This window comes from Cupriavidus sp. WS (genome assembly GCF_000395345.1).
GTDB lineage: Bacteria > Pseudomonadota > Gammaproteobacteria > Burkholderiales > Burkholderiaceae > Cupriavidus > Cupriavidus basilensis_B.
On record NZ_AQPL01000231.1, the window covers coordinates 1 to 15,533 of the forward strand.

14 protein-coding genes are annotated in these 15,533 nt (G+C 71.2%); 7 read left to right on the plus strand and 7 right to left on the minus strand.

Annotated features, from left to right (window positions below):
* Nucleotides 1-338: 338 nt before the first annotated feature.
* Together K206_RS38720 and K206_RS0119260 are read left to right on the plus strand one after the other, a co-directional pair.
* Nucleotides 339-860, plus strand: coding sequence for a (2Fe-2S)-binding protein (locus K206_RS38720; protein WP_020204024.1), 522 nt, complete (start codon nucleotides 339-341; stop codon nucleotides 858-860).
* The gene (locus K206_RS0119260) at nucleotides 857-3,169 is read left to right on the plus strand and encodes a xanthine dehydrogenase family protein molybdopterin-binding subunit (RefSeq protein WP_020204025.1); all 2,313 of its coding nucleotides are present in this window, start codon (nucleotides 857-859) and stop codon (nucleotides 3,167-3,169) included. Before K206_RS38720 ends, K206_RS0119260 begins: the two co-directional genes overlap by 4 nt.
* Nucleotides 3,170-3,279: 110 nt before the next feature.
* Here K206_RS0119260 and K206_RS0119265 read toward each other — a convergent pair whose 3' ends face one another.
* Nucleotides 3,280-4,188: a LysR family transcriptional regulator gene (locus K206_RS0119265; protein WP_020204026.1), complete on the minus strand. Its 909-nt coding sequence runs from the start codon at nucleotides 4,186-4,188 to the stop codon at nucleotides 3,280-3,282.
* A 163-nt stretch (nucleotides 4,189-4,351) separates the two neighbouring features.
* Here K206_RS0119265 and K206_RS0119270 point away from each other — a divergent pair, with 163 nt between their 5' ends.
* Nucleotides 4,352-5,035, plus strand: coding sequence for a CoA transferase subunit A (locus tag K206_RS0119270; protein ID WP_369796905.1), 684 nt, complete (start codon nucleotides 4,352-4,354; stop codon nucleotides 5,033-5,035).
* Nucleotides 5,032-5,682 carry a 3-oxoacid CoA-transferase subunit B gene (locus tag K206_RS0119275; protein WP_020204028.1) on the plus strand — a complete coding sequence of 217 codons (651 nt, stop codon included), beginning with the start codon at nucleotides 5,032-5,034 and terminating at the stop codon, nucleotides 5,680-5,682. Before K206_RS0119270 ends, K206_RS0119275 begins: the two co-directional genes overlap by 4 nt.
* Nucleotides 5,683-5,688: 6 nt before the next feature.
* Here K206_RS0119275 and K206_RS0119280 read toward each other — a convergent pair whose 3' ends face one another.
* A complete protein-coding gene (locus K206_RS0119280) occupies nucleotides 5,689-6,720 on the minus strand; it encodes an isocitrate/isopropylmalate dehydrogenase family protein (RefSeq protein WP_020204029.1) in 1,032 nt (343 codons plus the stop codon).
* A 554-nt stretch (nucleotides 6,721-7,274) separates the two neighbouring features.
* Between K206_RS0119280 and K206_RS40940 the strand changes: the two genes are divergently transcribed.
* On the plus strand, nucleotides 7,275-7,664 hold the full coding sequence (locus K206_RS40940) for a DUF1484 family protein (protein ID WP_020204030.1): 390 nt from the start codon (nucleotides 7,275-7,277) through the stop codon (nucleotides 7,662-7,664).
* Between the two features lie 101 nt (nucleotides 7,665-7,765).
* Here the strand turns inward: K206_RS40940 and K206_RS0119290 are convergent, their stop codons facing one another.
* The gene (locus K206_RS0119290; protein ID WP_020204031.1) at nucleotides 7,766-8,254 is read right to left on the minus strand and encodes a hypothetical protein; all 489 of its coding nucleotides are present in this window, start codon (nucleotides 8,252-8,254) and stop codon (nucleotides 7,766-7,768) included.
* Between the two features lie 85 nt (nucleotides 8,255-8,339).
* Nucleotides 8,340-8,783 (minus strand): MarR family winged helix-turn-helix transcriptional regulator, encoded by a 444-nt coding sequence (locus K206_RS0119295; RefSeq protein WP_020204032.1) that lies wholly within the window; start codon nucleotides 8,781-8,783, stop codon nucleotides 8,340-8,342.
* A 104-nt stretch (nucleotides 8,784-8,887) separates the two neighbouring features.
* Between K206_RS0119295 and K206_RS0119300 the strand changes: the two genes are divergently transcribed.
* Complete coding sequence (locus tag K206_RS0119300) at nucleotides 8,888-10,423, plus strand: DHA2 family efflux MFS transporter permease subunit (protein ID WP_020204033.1); 1,536 nt, start codon at nucleotides 8,888-8,890, stop codon at nucleotides 10,421-10,423.
* An 11-nt stretch (nucleotides 10,424-10,434) separates the two neighbouring features.
* Here K206_RS0119300 and K206_RS0119305 read toward each other — a convergent pair whose 3' ends face one another.
* Nucleotides 10,435-11,115, minus strand: a complete 681-nt coding sequence (locus K206_RS0119305) for an alpha/beta hydrolase (protein ID WP_029043826.1) — start codon at nucleotides 11,113-11,115, stop codon at nucleotides 10,435-10,437.
* Nucleotides 11,116-11,297: 182 nt separating this feature from the next.
* On the opposite strand from K206_RS0119305, the gene K206_RS0119310 reads away from it, so the two are divergent.
* Complete coding sequence (locus K206_RS0119310; RefSeq protein ID WP_020204035.1) at nucleotides 11,298-11,738, plus strand: GFA family protein; 441 nt, start codon at nucleotides 11,298-11,300, stop codon at nucleotides 11,736-11,738.
* Nucleotides 11,739-11,759: 21 nt separating this feature from the next.
* Here the strand turns inward: K206_RS0119310 and K206_RS0119315 are convergent, their stop codons facing one another.
* Both K206_RS0119315 and K206_RS0119320 read right to left on the minus strand, forming a co-directional pair.
* Nucleotides 11,760-13,157 carry a Dyp-type peroxidase gene (locus K206_RS0119315; RefSeq protein ID WP_020204036.1) on the minus strand — a complete coding sequence of 466 codons (1,398 nt, stop codon included), beginning with the start codon at nucleotides 13,155-13,157 and terminating at the stop codon, nucleotides 11,760-11,762.
* A gap of 240 nt (nucleotides 13,158-13,397) precedes the next feature.
* Entirely contained in the window at nucleotides 13,398-15,476 is a 2,079-nt protein-coding gene (locus K206_RS0119320; protein ID WP_052165922.1) for a TonB-dependent receptor domain-containing protein, read from the minus strand.
* Nucleotides 15,477-15,533 lie beyond the last annotated feature (57 nt).

Here is a 15,533-nt window from a genome sequence, read left to right on the forward strand (position 1 = left end):
CCCGGACAAGCCGGCGCTGCGCCGCGCGGTGGCGAAGGAAACGCGCGAACTGGTGCGCCTGTACCTGGCGGCGGCCCGCGCATTGCCCGAGGCGTAGCCCGGCACGCGAGCACCCGGCGGGGGGCCTTTCCCGGCGCGACGCGCGCGCGCCGGCCTCTCGATTCCATTTTCCGGAATTCAGAAATCCCGATCCTGCCATTCCCGCGCCCCGGGTGGCGGCATCACAATGCGCGTAGCGCAACGTTGCCGCTACAGCCTTCATGCTGGCGCGCCGCAGCGCAGGCGGCCGGCCCCGATGCCGGCCATCCCTCCCCGCTCGACCAATCCCCCGCAAAATCATGAGAACAATCACGATCAACGGTCAGCCGCATTCGATCGACCTGCCCGACGACGCCCCCCTGTTGTGGGCGGTGCGCGACCACCTCGGCCTGACCGGCACCAAGTTCGGCTGCGGCATGGCGCTGTGCGGCGCCTGCACCATGCACCTCGACGGGCAGCCCATCCGCTCGTGCGTGACGCCGATCTCGGCCGCGGACGGCAAGAAGATCACCACCATCGAAGGCCTGTCCGCGGACAAGACCGGCCAGGCGCTGCAGGCCGCGTGGGAGGAATTCGGCGTGCCGCAGTGCGGCTACTGCCAGGCGGGCCAGTTGATGTCCGCCACGGCGCTGCTGCATTCGAACCCGCATCCGACCGAGGCCGACATCGACGGCGCCATGAGCGGCAACATCTGCCGCTGCGGCACCTATACGCGCATCCGCGCGGCGATCCAGCACGTGGCCAAGTCGGGCGCAGCGGGCGCCAAACCGGGTGCCAAGCCCAGCGCCGGCAAGTCCGCCGCCAAGCGGAGCGCCCAATGAACGCGCGCGACAACCTCACGGGCGCGGCCGCCGGCCCGCAATCGGCCGCGCGCCGCCGCTGGCTCAAGGGCATCGGCGCGGCCGCCGGCCTGACGCTCACGGTGGGCCTGGACGGCATCGTGCTGGCCGCCGAGGAAGCCAAGAAATACGGGCGCGACGGCATGCCGGGCGGCGCGGTGGACAGCCCGCTGGTGTTCCTCTCGATCGGCGAAGACGGCAAGGTCGCCATCGTCTGTCACCGCTCGGAGATGGGCCAGGGCGTGCGCACCAGCCTGCCGATGGTGGTGGCCGACGAGCTCGAGGCGGACTGGGCGCAGGTGCGCGTGGTGCAGGCCCCGGCCGACGAAACCCGCTACGGCAACCAGAACACCGACGGCTCGCGCAGCGTGCGGCATTTCTTCGAGCCGATGCGGCGCGTCGGCGCCAGCGCGCGCAGCATGCTGGAGAGCGCCGCGGCGGCGCGCTGGGGCGTGCCGGTCAGCGAGGTGCAGGCGCGCAACCACGCGGTGGTGCACACTGCCAGCGGCCGCAGCCTCGGCTACGGCGCGCTGGCGCAGGACGCCGCGCGCCTGCCCGTGCCGGCGCCCGCCAGCCTCAAGCTCAAGGACCCGGCGCAGTTCCGCTACATCGGCAAGGACAGCACGCGCAGCATCGACGGCCACGACATCGCCACCGGCCGCGCGCAGTACGGCATCGACGTGCGCCTGGACGGCATGCTGTACGCCGTGGTGGCGCGCCCGCCGGTGTACGGCGGCAAGGTGGCCAGCTTCGATGCCGCCGAGGCCATGAAGGTGCCCGGCGTGGTCAAGGTGGTGGAGATCGCCGGCAGCCCCGAGCCGGCCATGTTCCACCCGCTCGGCGGCGTGGCGGTGATCGCCACCAATACCTGGTCGGCCATCAAGGGCCGCGAGGCGCTCAAGATCCAGTGGAACGACGGCCCCAACGCCAGCTACGAGTCCGCCGCGTTCCGCGCCAGCATGGAAAAGGCCGCGAGCCAGCCCGGCAAGGTGGTGCGCAACCAGGGCGACGCGATGGCCGCGCTGGCCGGCCCCGGCAAGCGCGTCACCGCGCAGTACTACCTGCCGCACATCGCGCACGCGACGATGGAGCCGCCGGTGGCCACCGCGCGCGCGGCCGGCGGCAAGTGCGAGGTGTGGACCTCGGTGCAGGCGCCGCAGGCCACCTGCGAGACCGTGGCCGCGCACCTCGGCCTCAAGCCCGCCGACGTCACCGTGCACGTGACGCTGCTGGGCGGCGGCTTCGGGCGCAAGTCCAAGCCGGACTTCGCCGCCGAGGCCGCGCTGCTGTCCAGGGCGATGGACGGCAAGCCGGTCAAGGTCACATGGACGCGCGACGACGACCTGCACCACGACTATTTCCACACCGTCTCGGTCGAGCACATGGAGGCGCTGCTGTCGCCCGACGGCCGCGCGCAGGCGTGGCTGCACCGCACCGCGGCGTCGAGCATCAGCTCGATCTTCGTGGCGGGCTCGAAGAACGAGGCGCCGTTCGAGCTGGGCATGTCGGCGGTCAACGTGCCGTTCGACATCCCCAACGTGCGCGTGGAGAACCCGGACGTGCCCGCGCACACGCGCATCGGCTGGTTCCGCTCGGTGTCCAACGTCCCGCACGCATTCGCCGTGCAGTCGTTCGCGGCCGAGCTGGCCGCCGCGGCCGGGCGCGACCACCGCGACTACCTGCTGGCGCTGCTGGGCCCGGACCGCAAGATCGATCCGGCGCAGTTGTCCGACTCGTGGAACTACGGCGAATCGCCGCAGCAATATCCGCTCGACATCGCGCGCATGCGCAACGTGATCGAGGTGGCCACGCGCGAAGCCGGCTGGGGCCGGAAGCTGCCGAAGGGCCGCGGCCTCGGGCTGGCGGTGTGCTACAGCTTCGTGACCTACGTGGCGGCGGTGATCGAGGTGGCAGTGGACAAGGATGGCGGCATCCGCGTGCCGCGCATCGACATCGCGGTGGACTGCGGCGCGCAGGTCAACCCGGACCGCATCCGCTCGCAGGTCGAAGGCGCCTGCATCATGGGCATCAGCCTGGCCACCACGGGCGAGATCACCTTCAAGGACGGGCGTGTCCAGCAGGACAACTTCCACCAGTACGAGGTGATGCGCGCGCCGTCCGCGCCGCGCGCGATCCACGTGCACCTGGTGCCGGGCAGCTTCGACGCGCCGCTCGGCGGCGTGGGCGAGCCGGCGGTGCCGGTGATCGCGCCGGCGCTGTGCAACGCCATCTTCGCGGCCACCGGCAAGCGCATCCGCGCGCTGCCGATCCGCGAGCAGCTGAAGGCGTAACGACATAACGACGTAACGACATAACGACGCCGCGGCGAGCGCCAGGGTGCAAGCCCCGGCGCCGCGCAGGGCCGGGCCTGGCGGGACCTCCGCCGCGCCCGGCCCTTTTTCTATTTACGGCGTGGGCCCTTCCGTTCGCGGCACCGCGCCAGCAGTTGCAGCACCGCCGGCGAGCGCTCGTTGCGGCGATGGATCACCGCCAGGTGGGACAGCACGTCGTTGCGCGCGAGCGGCTTGAATACCACGTCCGGCGGCGCGAACGCGCGCATCGAGGCCGGCACGAACGCCACCCCGAAGCCGGCCGCCACCATGCTGATGATGGTGGCCATCTGCCGCGACAGCGCCTCCACGCGCGGCTGGAAGCCGGCATGGCCACAGATGGCCTGCGTGATGGCATAGAAGCCGGTGCCGTGCTCGGTGTGCGTGCAGATGAAGGTCTCGTCGCGCAGCAGCGCCACGTCGACGCGCGCGCGGCGCGCCAGCGCGTGCGTGGCATGCAGGGCCACCACCACGGGCTCCGCGTCGATGTCGAACAGCGCCACGCCTTCGGGCAGCGCGCGCAGCGGCGGGCGCACGAAGCCGATGTCGAGCTCGCCGCGCGCCACGGCTTCCAGCTGCGCCGGCACGTCGGTCTCGCGCATGGCCATGACGACCGCCGGATGCTCCTGCCGGAAACGGTGCACCAGCCCCGGCAGCAGGCCCGACAGCGCGGCCGAAGCCACGTAGCCGATCGACACGCTGCCGACATCGCCGCGGCTGGCGCTGGCCGTGGCCAGCTCCGCCTGGCGCACCTGCCGCAGGATGCCGGCGGCTTCCTCGTGGAACACGCGGCCGACCTCGGTCAGCGCCAGGCGGCGCTTGTCGCGCGCGAGCAGCGGCGCGCCCGCCTGCTGCTCGATCCAGCGGAACTGCTGGCTCAGCGCCGGCTGCGAGATGCCGAGCCGCTCCGCCGCGCGGCCGAAATGCAGTTCTTCCGCCAGCGCCACGAAATAGCGGTAATGGCGCAGTTCCAGGTTCATCGCGCGCGTCTCCTCCGGGTTCCCGGTCTTTGCCATGTCGATAAGGTGAGCTTATCAAAGATTAAGCCAGCGATACTTGCACCTATGGCCGCGCAGGCCGCATGATGCTTGCCTTGGCGGCGCGCGGCGCCGCGCGCGGAGCGGGAGCGTGCCCGGCATGGAACTGGTGAACAAGCAGGTGGCCGACTGCGGCGAGGCCGTGGCCGGCCTGCACGACGGCGCCACCGTGATGGTGGGCGGCTTCGGCAGCTCGGGGCTGCCCGGCGGCCTGATCGACGCGGTGCTGGCGCACGGCGCGCGCGGCCTCACGGTGATCTCCAACAACGCCGGCTACGACGGCGAGGGCGTGGCCAGCCTGATCGCGGCGGGCCGCGTGCGCAAGCTGGTCTGCTCCTATCCGCTGACCGCCGGCGCCACGGCGTTCCGCGACGCCTACCGGCGCGGCGAGATCGAGCTCGAACTGGTGCCGCAGGGCACGCTGGTGGAGCGCATCCGCTGCGCGGGCGCCGGGCTGGGCGGTTTCTACTGCCCGATCACGGCCGGCACCATCCTCGGCGAGGGCAAGCCCGTGCGCGAGATCGGCGGCGTGCGGCACGTGCTGGAGCTGCCGCTGCGCGCGGACTTCGCGCTGATCCGCGGCCGCCACGCGGACCGCCTCGGCAACCTCGACTATCACCTCGCCGGGCGCAATTTCAATCCCGTCATGGCGACGGCCGCGCGCGTGGTGGCGGCCGAAGTGGACGGCATGGTCGAGGCCGGCGCGCTCGACCCGGAACAGGTCGTGACGCCGGGCATCTTCGTGCACCGGGTGGTGGTGGCAGACCAGCGATATGGAGGCGGGCGATGACGACGACGGCCATGACCGGATGGACCCGCGAGCAGATCGCGCGGCGCGCGGCGCTGGACATTCCCGCCGGCGCCTACGTCAACCTCGGCATCGGCCTGCCGACCCTGGTCGGCGACCTGATCCCGGCCGGGCGCGAGGTCTTCCTGCACAGCGAGAACGGCATCCTCCACCTCGGCCCGCGCCCGCCGGCCGGCGAGGAACACCCCGACCTCATCAACGCCAGCAAGCAGCCGGTCACGCTGCGCGCGGGCGCGGCGATCTTCGACTCCGCGCTGAGCTTCGCCATGATGCGCGGCGGCCATCTCGACCTGGCCATCCTCGGCGCCTATGAAGTGGCCACCAACGGCGACCTCGCCAACTGGACCCGCGGCGACCCCGGCACGCCGCCCGCGGTGGGCGGCGCGATGGAGCTGGCTTACGGCGCGCGCGCGGTGTGGGTGCTGATGGAACACACCACGCGCGACGGCCGCCCGCGCCTGCTGGAGCGCTGCCGCCTGCCGCTGACCGCGCGCGGCGTGGTCGGGCGCATCTACACGGACCTCGCGGTGCTGCGCGTCACGCCTGCCGGCCTGCAGGTCGAGGCGATGGCCGAAGGCATGACGCTGGCGCGCCTGCAGGCGCTGACCGAGGCGCCGCTGCTGGCCTGAGACGCATCAGGCCAGGCGCTTCACCACGGCATCGGTGAACTGCTGGGTGGTGGCCGAACCCTTGAGGTCGCCGGTGCGCACCTGGTCCTGGTTGAGCGCGGCATCGATGGCGCCGCGCAGCCGCGTGGCGAGGTCCTGCCGGCCCACGTGCTCGAGCATCAGGCCCGCGGCCAGCATCAGCGAGATCGGGTTGGCGATGCCCTTGCCGGCGATGTCCGGCGCCGAGCCGTGCACGGCCTCGAAGATGGCGGCGCTCTCGCCGATGTTGGCGCCCGGCGCCATGCCCAGGCCGCCCACCAGCCCGGCGATCTGGTCCGAGAGGATGTCGCCGAACAGGTTGGTACACAGCAGCATGTCGAACTGCCACGGATTGAGCACGAGCTGCATGGCGCAGGCGTCGACGATGCGGTCGTCCATCTCCACGCGGCCCGCGTAGTCCTGCGCCACCTCGCGCGCGGCATCGAGGAAGATCCCGGTCAGCGCCTTGAGGATGTTGGCCTTGTGCACCACGGTGATCTTCTTGCGGCCGTTCCTCACCGCGTACTCGAAGGCGAAGCGCGCGATGCGCCGGCAGGCGTCGCGCGTGTTGGTGCCGGTGGAGACCGCCACCGCGTGCGGGTCGTCGCCCACGGCGATGTAGTAGTCGTGCGCCACGTAGAAGCCGCCCACGTTCTCGCGCACCAGCACCAGGTCGATGTTCTCGAAGCGGCCCGGCACCAGCGTGCGCGCGGGCCGCACGTTGGCGTAGAGGTTGAACGCTTCGCGCAGGCGCACGTTGACCGAACGGAAGCCCCCGCCCACCGGCGTGGTGAGCGGCCCCTTGAGCGCCAGGCCGGTGCGGCGGATGCTCTCCAGCGTCGCCTCGGGCAGCGGGTCGCCGCCCTGCGCGATGCCGGCCATGCCGGCTTGCTGCACGTCCCAGGAGAACGGCGCGCCCAGCGCGTCCAGCAGCTTGACGGTGGCTTCCACGACTTCGGGGCCGATGCCGTCGCCGGGAATCAGGGTGGCGGGGATCTGTTTGGGTGTTTCGGTGGCCATTTGGGCGTCCTGTGGTTGAAATCAGGTTTACAAGGATAGGTGATCGGGCGCGCCGCGGCGCGCGGCGGCGTGCGCGATGGGGCCGCGCCAGTACGCCAGTGCCGCGTGACACCAGTCCCGGCGGCGGCCGGGACGCACCACGCCGAAACACAAAGTTCACAAATCCACGCCGCGCGCCGGCTTGACACCCCCGACCCCGATCGTCAAGAATCGCTGATCGGGTTGCCTGCGTGCCAGGCGCACCGCATGCGTCGCGCCGGGGCTGCGGCATTGGTGCCGGCAGCGGTGCTGGCAACCGTGCCGGCATTGATTGATGCCGGCGGCGGCAGTCGCACCGGCAGGCACCGCAAGTACCGCAGCACCGCAAGCACCGCAAACACCGACGGTCTGGCCCCACGGGCAACAGGCCGCACGCTACCGCCAACGTGCCACGCGCACAGGCAACACGCATGGCGCCGGGGAAGCAGCGCAGAACCGCCAGGCGATCTTTCCGGGTCCGCTTCCCTTGCATGGGAACAAGCGCAAGCGGGCCGCCAAATTCCAGGGAGGCTCCCTTGCGCCAGAACGCCCGCAACAGCACCAAGCCCGCCGCCGCAACCGCCGGCACCGCCGCCAGCGCGCCGCTGCCGTCCGGCTCCGTCCTCAGCCAGCACGGCGAGCTCATCACCGAACTGATCGACCTGGCCGTCGCCGCCGGCCCCAAACCCGATTCCCGCGTGCCCGAGCTTGCCGGCCTGATCGAGGTGCTGGGCGAGGAAATCCGCCAGCGCGTGACCAGCGGCTGCGCCGAGCTCGAGAACGTCGGCGCGGGGCTGGACAGCGTGCTGACGCTGGCGGACATGCAAAGCGAGAGATCGGAGGATGCCTACGGCATGTACTGCCTGCTGAAGCTGCTCAAGCAGCAGCTCGACAAGGCAACGGGACAGTTGCGGCAGGTGCTCTGAGCCGGGCGCGCGCCGCTACCACGCGGCGGCGGCCGGGAAGCAGCAAGGAAGCGGCAAGGACAAGGACCGGGAAACCGGGGGCCGGCGCGGGCCCCGGCGGTTCAGGCCGTGGTGTTGACCATCGAGCCCGAGGCGCTGCCGCTCTCGGCCAGCAGGGCCTGGGTCAGCGCGCCCATGGCCGTCTGCAGCGATGCCGAGGTGGAGGCGACCTGGGACTGGATCGCGCCCATCGCGGCCGCCTTGGACTCGTCGTCCATCTTGCTGGCCTGGATGGACTGGAGCTGGCGCTGTTCCTCGGCCAGTTGCTTCTGCAGGTCGGCGATCTGTTTCTTCAGCTGCTTGACGGTGTCGGACTCGGTGCTGCTGCTGTCGCTGCTGGAGCCGCTGGCGCCGCTGGCGCCGCCGGCAGGCGCGGCGCCCGACAGCGACGGGCCGGCAACGCGGCCGCCCGCGGCAGCACCGGACGATGCCGACGACGCGGACGCGGCCTGGCTGTCCTGATTGCCCTGCTTGTCGGCCTGGGCGGCGTTGACGGGGGTGCTCGATCCGGGCAGCGTCACCTGCGGGTTGACTACGCTGATGCTCGACATGTCGGGTTGTCCGTTACGTTGGGGATGACCACATCATCGGCACGATCCCGCGAAACTTTAGGGCGAACAGAACCCGCGCACCCGTTTATTTGTCGACGATGGTGCCGAGGTTGACCCGCACGCGCCGCAGCAGGCCGATCAGCTGGTCGCGCTCGGGCGCGCTCAGGCCGGCCAGCGCTTCCGCGGCCACCTCGTCGCCGACGCGGCGCGCCTTGTCCAGCGCCATCTCCGCCTTGTCCGTCATGCGCACCACGCGCTCGCGGCGGTCGTCGGGGTTGGGCTGGCGCTCGATCCAGCCGCCCTCCTCCATGCGGTCGAGCAGGCGGCCGGCGGAGATCGGCGCCACCTCCAGCAGATCGGCCAGCCGCGCCTGGTTGACCTCGCCGTAGTGGCTCAGGTAGGCCAGCGCGCGGCACTGCGCGCGGGTCAGGTCGAGCGAGGACTTGGCCAGGTCGTCGAAGCGCTTGCCGCACAGGCGCCCGACATCCGAGACCAGGAAGCCAAAGCGCTTTTCGAGTTTCGTTTCCATGCAGCGATTGTACAAAGATCCGGGCGGCGCCCCGCGCATGCCACGCATGGGCGTCGCCGCCGTATAATAAGCATGCTTATCATCCTGCCAGGCCGTCCCCCGACATGTCCTCCCTAGCGGTGCCCGCGCGCGCCGAGACGCCGCTCAACCGGCCCATGATCACCATCGCGGTCATGGCCGCGACCCTGATCCAGACGCTCGACAGCACGATTGCCAATGTTGCGCTGCCGCACATGCAGGGCAGCCTGTCCGCCTCGCAGGACGAGATCACCTGGGTGCTGACCTCCTACATCGTGGCCGCGGCGATCGCCACGCCGCTGACCGGCTGGCTGTCCGACCGGCTCAGCGTCAAGCGGCTGCTGGCCATCTCCATCGCCGGCTTCACGGTGGCGTCGGCCTTCTGCGGACTGTCCGAGACGCTCGCGCAGATCGTCGCCTCGCGGCTGCTGCAGGGGCTCTTCGGCGCCGCGCTGGTGCCGCTGTCGCAGTCGATCCTGCTCGACATCAACCCGCGCGAGAAGCAGGGCCAGGCGATGGCGGTGTGGGGCATGGGCGTGATGGTGGGGCCGATCCTGGGCCCCACGCTGGGCGGCTGGCTGACCGACAGCTACAACTGGCGCTGGGTGTTCTTCATCAACGTGCCGATCGGCGCCTTCGCGCTGTCCGGCGTGCTGTCGTTCCTGCCGAGCCGGGCGCCGCGGCGCAGCGTGAAGTTCGACGCCTTCGGCTTCGTCACGCTGGGGCTGGCCATCGGCGCGCTGCAGGCCATGCTGGACCGCGGCGAGCAGCTCGACTGGTTCGGCTCGCTCGAGATCCGCGTCGAGGCCATCCTGGCGGCGCTGGCCTTTCTGTATTTCATCGCGCACACGGCCACGGCCGGCCCCGGCTCCTTCTTCCGCTACCAGTTGCTCAGGGACCGCAACTTCACCACCGGCGCCTGCTTCATCTTCGTGATCGGCGCGGTGATGTACGCCACGCGCGCGCTGCTGCCGCCGATGCTGCAGAACCTGATGGGCTACCCGGTCGCCACCACCGGGCTGGTGACGGCCCCGAGCGGCGCCGGCACCATGCTGGCCATGCTGCTGGCCGGGCGCCTGCTCAGGCGCATCGACGCGCGCCTGCTGCTGCTCTGCGGCTTCCTGATCTCGGCCTTCGCGCTATGGCAGATGATGCAGTACACCATCGTGCTGTCGGTGTCGGACATCGTGTGGCCCGGCATCATCCAGGGCTTCGGGCTGGGGCTGGTGTTCGTGCCGCTGAGCGCGCTGACCTTCTCCACGCTGACGCCCGAGCTGCGCGCGGACGGCACCGCCACCTACAGCCTGATGCGCAATATCGGCAGCAGCATCGGCATCTCGGTGATCCAGACGCTGATGACGCGCAACACCCAGGTCGCGCACGCCGACCTCGCCGCCAACGTCAGCATCTTCAACCCGGCCATGCAGTCGATGCTGGCCGGCGGCTCGCGCTACGACCTCGCCGTGCTCAACCAGTCGATCAACCAGCAGGCGGCGATGATCGCCTACCTCAACGACTTCAAGGTCATGTTCGTGGCCACGCTGCTGGTGGTGCCGCTGATCCTGCTGATCCGGCCCAGCCACCACGCCGACGAGGCGGTCGCCCACGCGGCGATGGACTGAAGGCCGCGCGCTCAGGCCGCGCCGGCCGCGCGCGCCTGCTGGTCGAGGTACCGCGCCACCGCGCGCTGGAACACCGGCAGCTTGCCGGTGAAGAAATGGTTGGCGCCCGGCACCACCACCACCGGCAGCTCCTGCGGGCGCGCCCAGTCGAACACCCCCTGCAGCGGCGCGTTGGCGTCCTGCTCGCCGTGGACGACCAGGGCGCCGGCCGGCACCGCCGGGGTGTCGTAGCTGCGCCCGGCCGGCACCGGCCCGGCCGGCATGCCGGCCAGCACCAGGCTCGCCACGCGCTCGCCGCCGGCCGTGAGCCGCTGCGCCACGCGCGTCTGCACATAAGCCCCGAACGAGAACCCGGCCAGCGCCAGCGACAGGCCCGGATGCGCGCGCATGAGCTGCCCGACCACCGCCAGGGTGTCCTCGGTCTCGCCCTCGCCCGCGTCGTGCTGGCCCTGCGTGCCGCCCACGCCGCGGAAATTGGGGCGCACGGCGAGCCAGCCGCGCGCCTCGAACAGCCGCGCCAGCGCCACCGGGATCTTGTGCGTGGCGCTGCCGCCGAGCAGCGGATGCGGATGGGCGATCACGGCGATACCCTTGAGGGCGCCCGGCGGCGTGTCGGCCAGGGCCTCGACGCGGCCGGCGGCGCCGTCGAACCAGAGCGTGTTGTCGGGAGAGGAAGACGAAAGCGAGGACATGAGGGGCGAGGGGCGAGGGGCGAGGAGCGCGGAAGACGGAAAGCGGCGCGCGCAGATGCGCGGCGACCCGGCATTGTAATGCGCCGGGCGCACGATGGCCGGCGCGCCGCCCGGCGGCCCGCGAGCGGCCGCGCCCGGCCGCAAGTAGAATGCACCTCGCCATACCAAGACAGGAGACAGCCATGCCGATTCCCGCCACGCTGGCGTGCCTTTGCGGCCAGGTCCGGTTGCGCATCGCCGGCGAGCCGGTGGCGAGAGCCAATTGCCACTGCCAGGCCTGCCGCGACTTCTACGCGACCCCGGTATTCGCCGCCACCGCCTGGGAGCCCGCGCAGGTAACGGTCGCGCACGGCGCCGGGCACGTGGCCACCTATCACCACGCCACCCGCGCGCTGCAGCGCCAGTTCTGCCGCCATTGCGGCGAGACCCTGTTCGGCATCAACCGCCTGGGCATGTCGGTGGTGCCCAACAGCCTGTTCGCGCGCGCCGCCGGCGGCACGCTGCCCGAAGCGCTGCAGCCGGCCATGCACCTGTTCTACCGCCACCGCGTGGTGGACGTGGCCGACGACCTGCCCAAGTACCTCGACGACTGGGACGGCCCGCTGCACAAGGCCGGCTTCTGAAACGCCGGCGGCGCGCGCCGCCTACGCGCCCAGCCCGCGCAGGAACGACAGGCTCGGCGCGAAGAAATACTCGCCGCCCTTCATCGTGACGTGCCCGGAGAAATCCAGCGGGTCGCTCAGCGTCTGGCCGTAGACCACCGGCCAGCGCTGCTTGCCGCCGCCGGCCGGCTGCCCGATGACGGGATCGATGCCGGTGCCGCTGCCGGGGAAGCCGACGTTGTTGACCCACTTGACCTGCGTGAATTCGAACTGCCCGGCGATGTCGCTCTGGTAGGCCATGAACAGCAGCCCCACGCCGCCGGACGGCTTGTTGTCGATGCGGCCGTCGTTGGGATCGTCGCTGCGCGCGCCGTAGGGAATGCCCCGTCGCGCCATCAGGTGGCTCTTCGAGTTGGCGATGCCGTCGCGCGGGTTGCTCTTGCGGATATGCCCGGCGAACGGGCATTTCAGGCCATCGGGATCGCCCGCGTAGCTGAAGTTGTTGGGCACGCCCGGCGCCGCGAACGGCAGCTCGTCCGCGGACGCGACCACGGGCGTGCCGTTCTCGAAGCGGCCCACCACGCTGGCGCCGGCACGCTCGCCGATGCCGCCGAGCGTGTCGGCCAGCGCGTCCTCCCGCGCCTTGAAGGCCTTCACGTCCTGCTCCAGCTTGCGGAACACGAAATAGCTGCCGAAGCTCACCGCGAGCTTGCCGCCCGGGTCTTTGGCCAGCACCTGGCTCAGCGGAATGGCGGGGTTCCACTTGTCGATGCCGTCCGTGTTCTGCTGCTCGTTGTCCACGTCTTCCTGCAGCGGCAGCGGCTGGCTGCGGCCATCGACATAACCGAAATGCTCGATGCCCTGCTGGTCGCTGTTGAACAGCGCGTTGCCCATCTCCTCGCCGGCGATGCGCACCGCGCCCAGCGTGGCGGCCACGAGCTGGCGGAACTGCGCCGCGTCGCGGTCGCGCTGCGCGGCGGTGCTGCTGGCGATCAGCATCATGGCGTGCACGTCGCCGGCGAACGCGCCGCCCCAGGTAGACGGCGCCGGGTCGCCCAACTGGCGCGCCTTCATGCCGGCGAGGAAGGCGGCGTCGCCGGGCCTGGCGTCGGCGCGGCCCAGCGCGTCATAGCCTTTGGCGGTGAGCAGCAGCGAAACGAAGGTGCCCGCGTCCAGTCCCGAGGCCTTGAACACCAGCGCGCCGGTCAACTGGTCCAGCGCCGAGCCGATCTGCACGGCGAGCGAAGACAGGAAGTGCCGGCTCGCGGCCTGCCGGGCCGGATCGAACACCAGGAACAGATTGGCCGTGCTATGCCGGCCGTGGCCCTTGAGGATGTTCCCCTGCAGGTCGCTGAGCATGGCAAGCTCCGCGGCCGCGCTTGGCGTGGCGGCGGCGAGGCTTTTCTTCCATGACAAGGTCTGGCTGAGATCGAGGTCCATATTTCCTCCTTGCTGGAGATTGGACGTGACCGGTTCCCCCGGATGCGGCCGCCCGCCGGGCAAGGCGCGGCTGGCGCGGCTCAACCACTCTAGGCACTCGGCGTGGCGGTGCAATTAGATCGATTGCAGGGGAGTGATGCGGCGTTTCTACTTCGTAAGGATGATGAAACGCCGGCCGGCGCCGACCTTCCCGACCCGCGCCCAACCCGCGCCAACATCGCAAAAATGCCCGGAAACCCGTCAAAAATTCCAGGTCGCGCCAACGCGCAGGGTGCGCGGCTCGGCCGGATGGACATGGTGGTCGTCGATGCCCGCGGGCGCGCCGCCGGCGCCGGGCGGCGAGGCCTCGCCCTTGAGCAGCGAGGCGTAGTAATAATCGATATCGTTGGCGCGCCGGCCCAGCGCGTTCAGCACTTCGGCGAAGACCCGCACGTTCTTCAGCACGCGGTAGCCGAGCTTCAGGTTGACCAGGAACGACGACGCCGAGCGCACGCTGTCGTCCTCGACCAGCGGGCGCGGGCCGAAGTAGCGCATGCGCGCGCCGAACGACCAGCGCCCGCGCTCGGCCGACACGCCCATCGACGCGGTGGCCTGGATCGCTTCGGGAATATCGTCGCCCACGCTGTCGTGGTCGCGGTAGCGCGCGCGGGAGAAGGCCGCGTCGGCATCGACGATGATGCCCGGCGCCGGCACGTAGTACGCCGCCAGCTCAACGCCGGTGCGGCGGCTCGGCCGGCTCGGCTCGGTGGTGCCGCTGTCGCCCGAGAACACCAGCTCGGAGCCGATGTCGAGCCGCCACAGCGAGGCCGACAACTGCAGGCCCGGCAGCACGTCGGCGCTGCGCACGCCCAGCTCGTAGCCGGTGGCCGGCACCAGCACGCTGACCTTCCGCGCGGGCGCGCCGCTGGCCGGGTCCACCGTGGTGGTGGCGCCGCGCACGTCGTTGCTGTGATAGCCGCGGCCCCAGTTGAGGAACACGTCGGTATGCGCGCCCGGCGACAGCACCAGGCCCAGCTTGGGGCTGACGATGTGGTCGCCGCCGTTGCCGGAGTTGGCCGGGTTGTCGCTGGCCACGCCGTACCAGAACTGGTCCGCGCGCAGGCCGGCCACGGTGCGCAGCCACGGCAGCCACTGCACGGCGTTGCGCGCGTAGAGCGCGGCGCTGGTCTCGTTGACGCGGTCGCTGCGCACCTGCTGGTAGACCTGCCGCGCCTCGGTGCCGTAGAGCGCGATGGGGTCGAGCCGGTCGTAGCGCAGTTGCGTGCCGAGCTCGGTCTCCGCGTCGCGCCCGGCCAGCTTGCCGAACCACGTGCGCGCGGCATTGGCGCCGGTGGTCACGCGGTTCTCGAACTGCTCGAACTGGTCGCCGCGCCCGGGGTTGTCGAGCGCGTAGGTGAAGTCGGAGAACAGTTGCAGGCGGCTCTTGATGACGTAGGCATTGGCCTTGACCAGCCCGTCCGGCAGCGGCCGCTGCCAGTCCGCCGACAGGCTGTAGCGCGACGACGCGCCGCCGTCGCTCGGGTCGATGTAGCCGAAGCGCGAGATCAAACCCTGGTCGATGGCGCGCTGCGGCACCTGGTCGGTGGACTGCCAGCGGTTCTTGTAGGCCATCGCCGTGACTGCCACGCGCTCGCCGCCGCCCAGCGGCAGGCTGTAGCGCAGCACGCCATTGAGCTTGTGCACGCCCTCGGGCAGCACCCACGGCCCGTTCTCGCCCATCCATTCCAGCCCGTACAGCAGCGTGCCGGGCCCCGCCTGAAGCGAGTCGGCCAGCAGCCCGCGGCGGTAGCCGTGCTGGCCGATCTCGCCCTGGGCGATGCCCCGCGGCAGGCTCGGCGCGTAGTCCATGCGCACCGCGCCGGCGGCGGAGAAATCGCCCTCCTCGGCATGGTAGGTGCCCTTCTTGTAGGCGATGCCGCCGACCAGCTCGGGGATGACGAAATTGAGGTCGGTATAACCCTGGCCATGCGCGTGGGTGCGCATGTTGACCGGCATGCCGGCCACCGTGGTGGCGAGGTCGGTGCCGTGGTCGAGATTGAAGCCGCGCAGGAAATACTGGTTGGCCTTGCCGTCGCCGCTGTGCTGCGTGACGATCAGGCCCGGCACGGTCTCGAGCAGCTCGCCGGGCCGCAGCAGCGGCCGGGTCTCGAGCTGCTCGCGCGTGACGTAGCCCTCGCTGGCGCTGTCGCCGGCCAGCGCTTCGGCCGGCGCGCCGCGGACCGTCACCGCCTGCAACTGCGCATCGGGCCCGGCCTGCTGCAGGCCGCCCGCGCCGGCGACGCCGTGCAGCCCCGCGCCGCAGCTTGCCGCGGCCCACAGCGCCAGCCGCAGCGGGCGGCGGCGCAACGCGCGCGGCAGGCCGGCAATGGCGGGCGC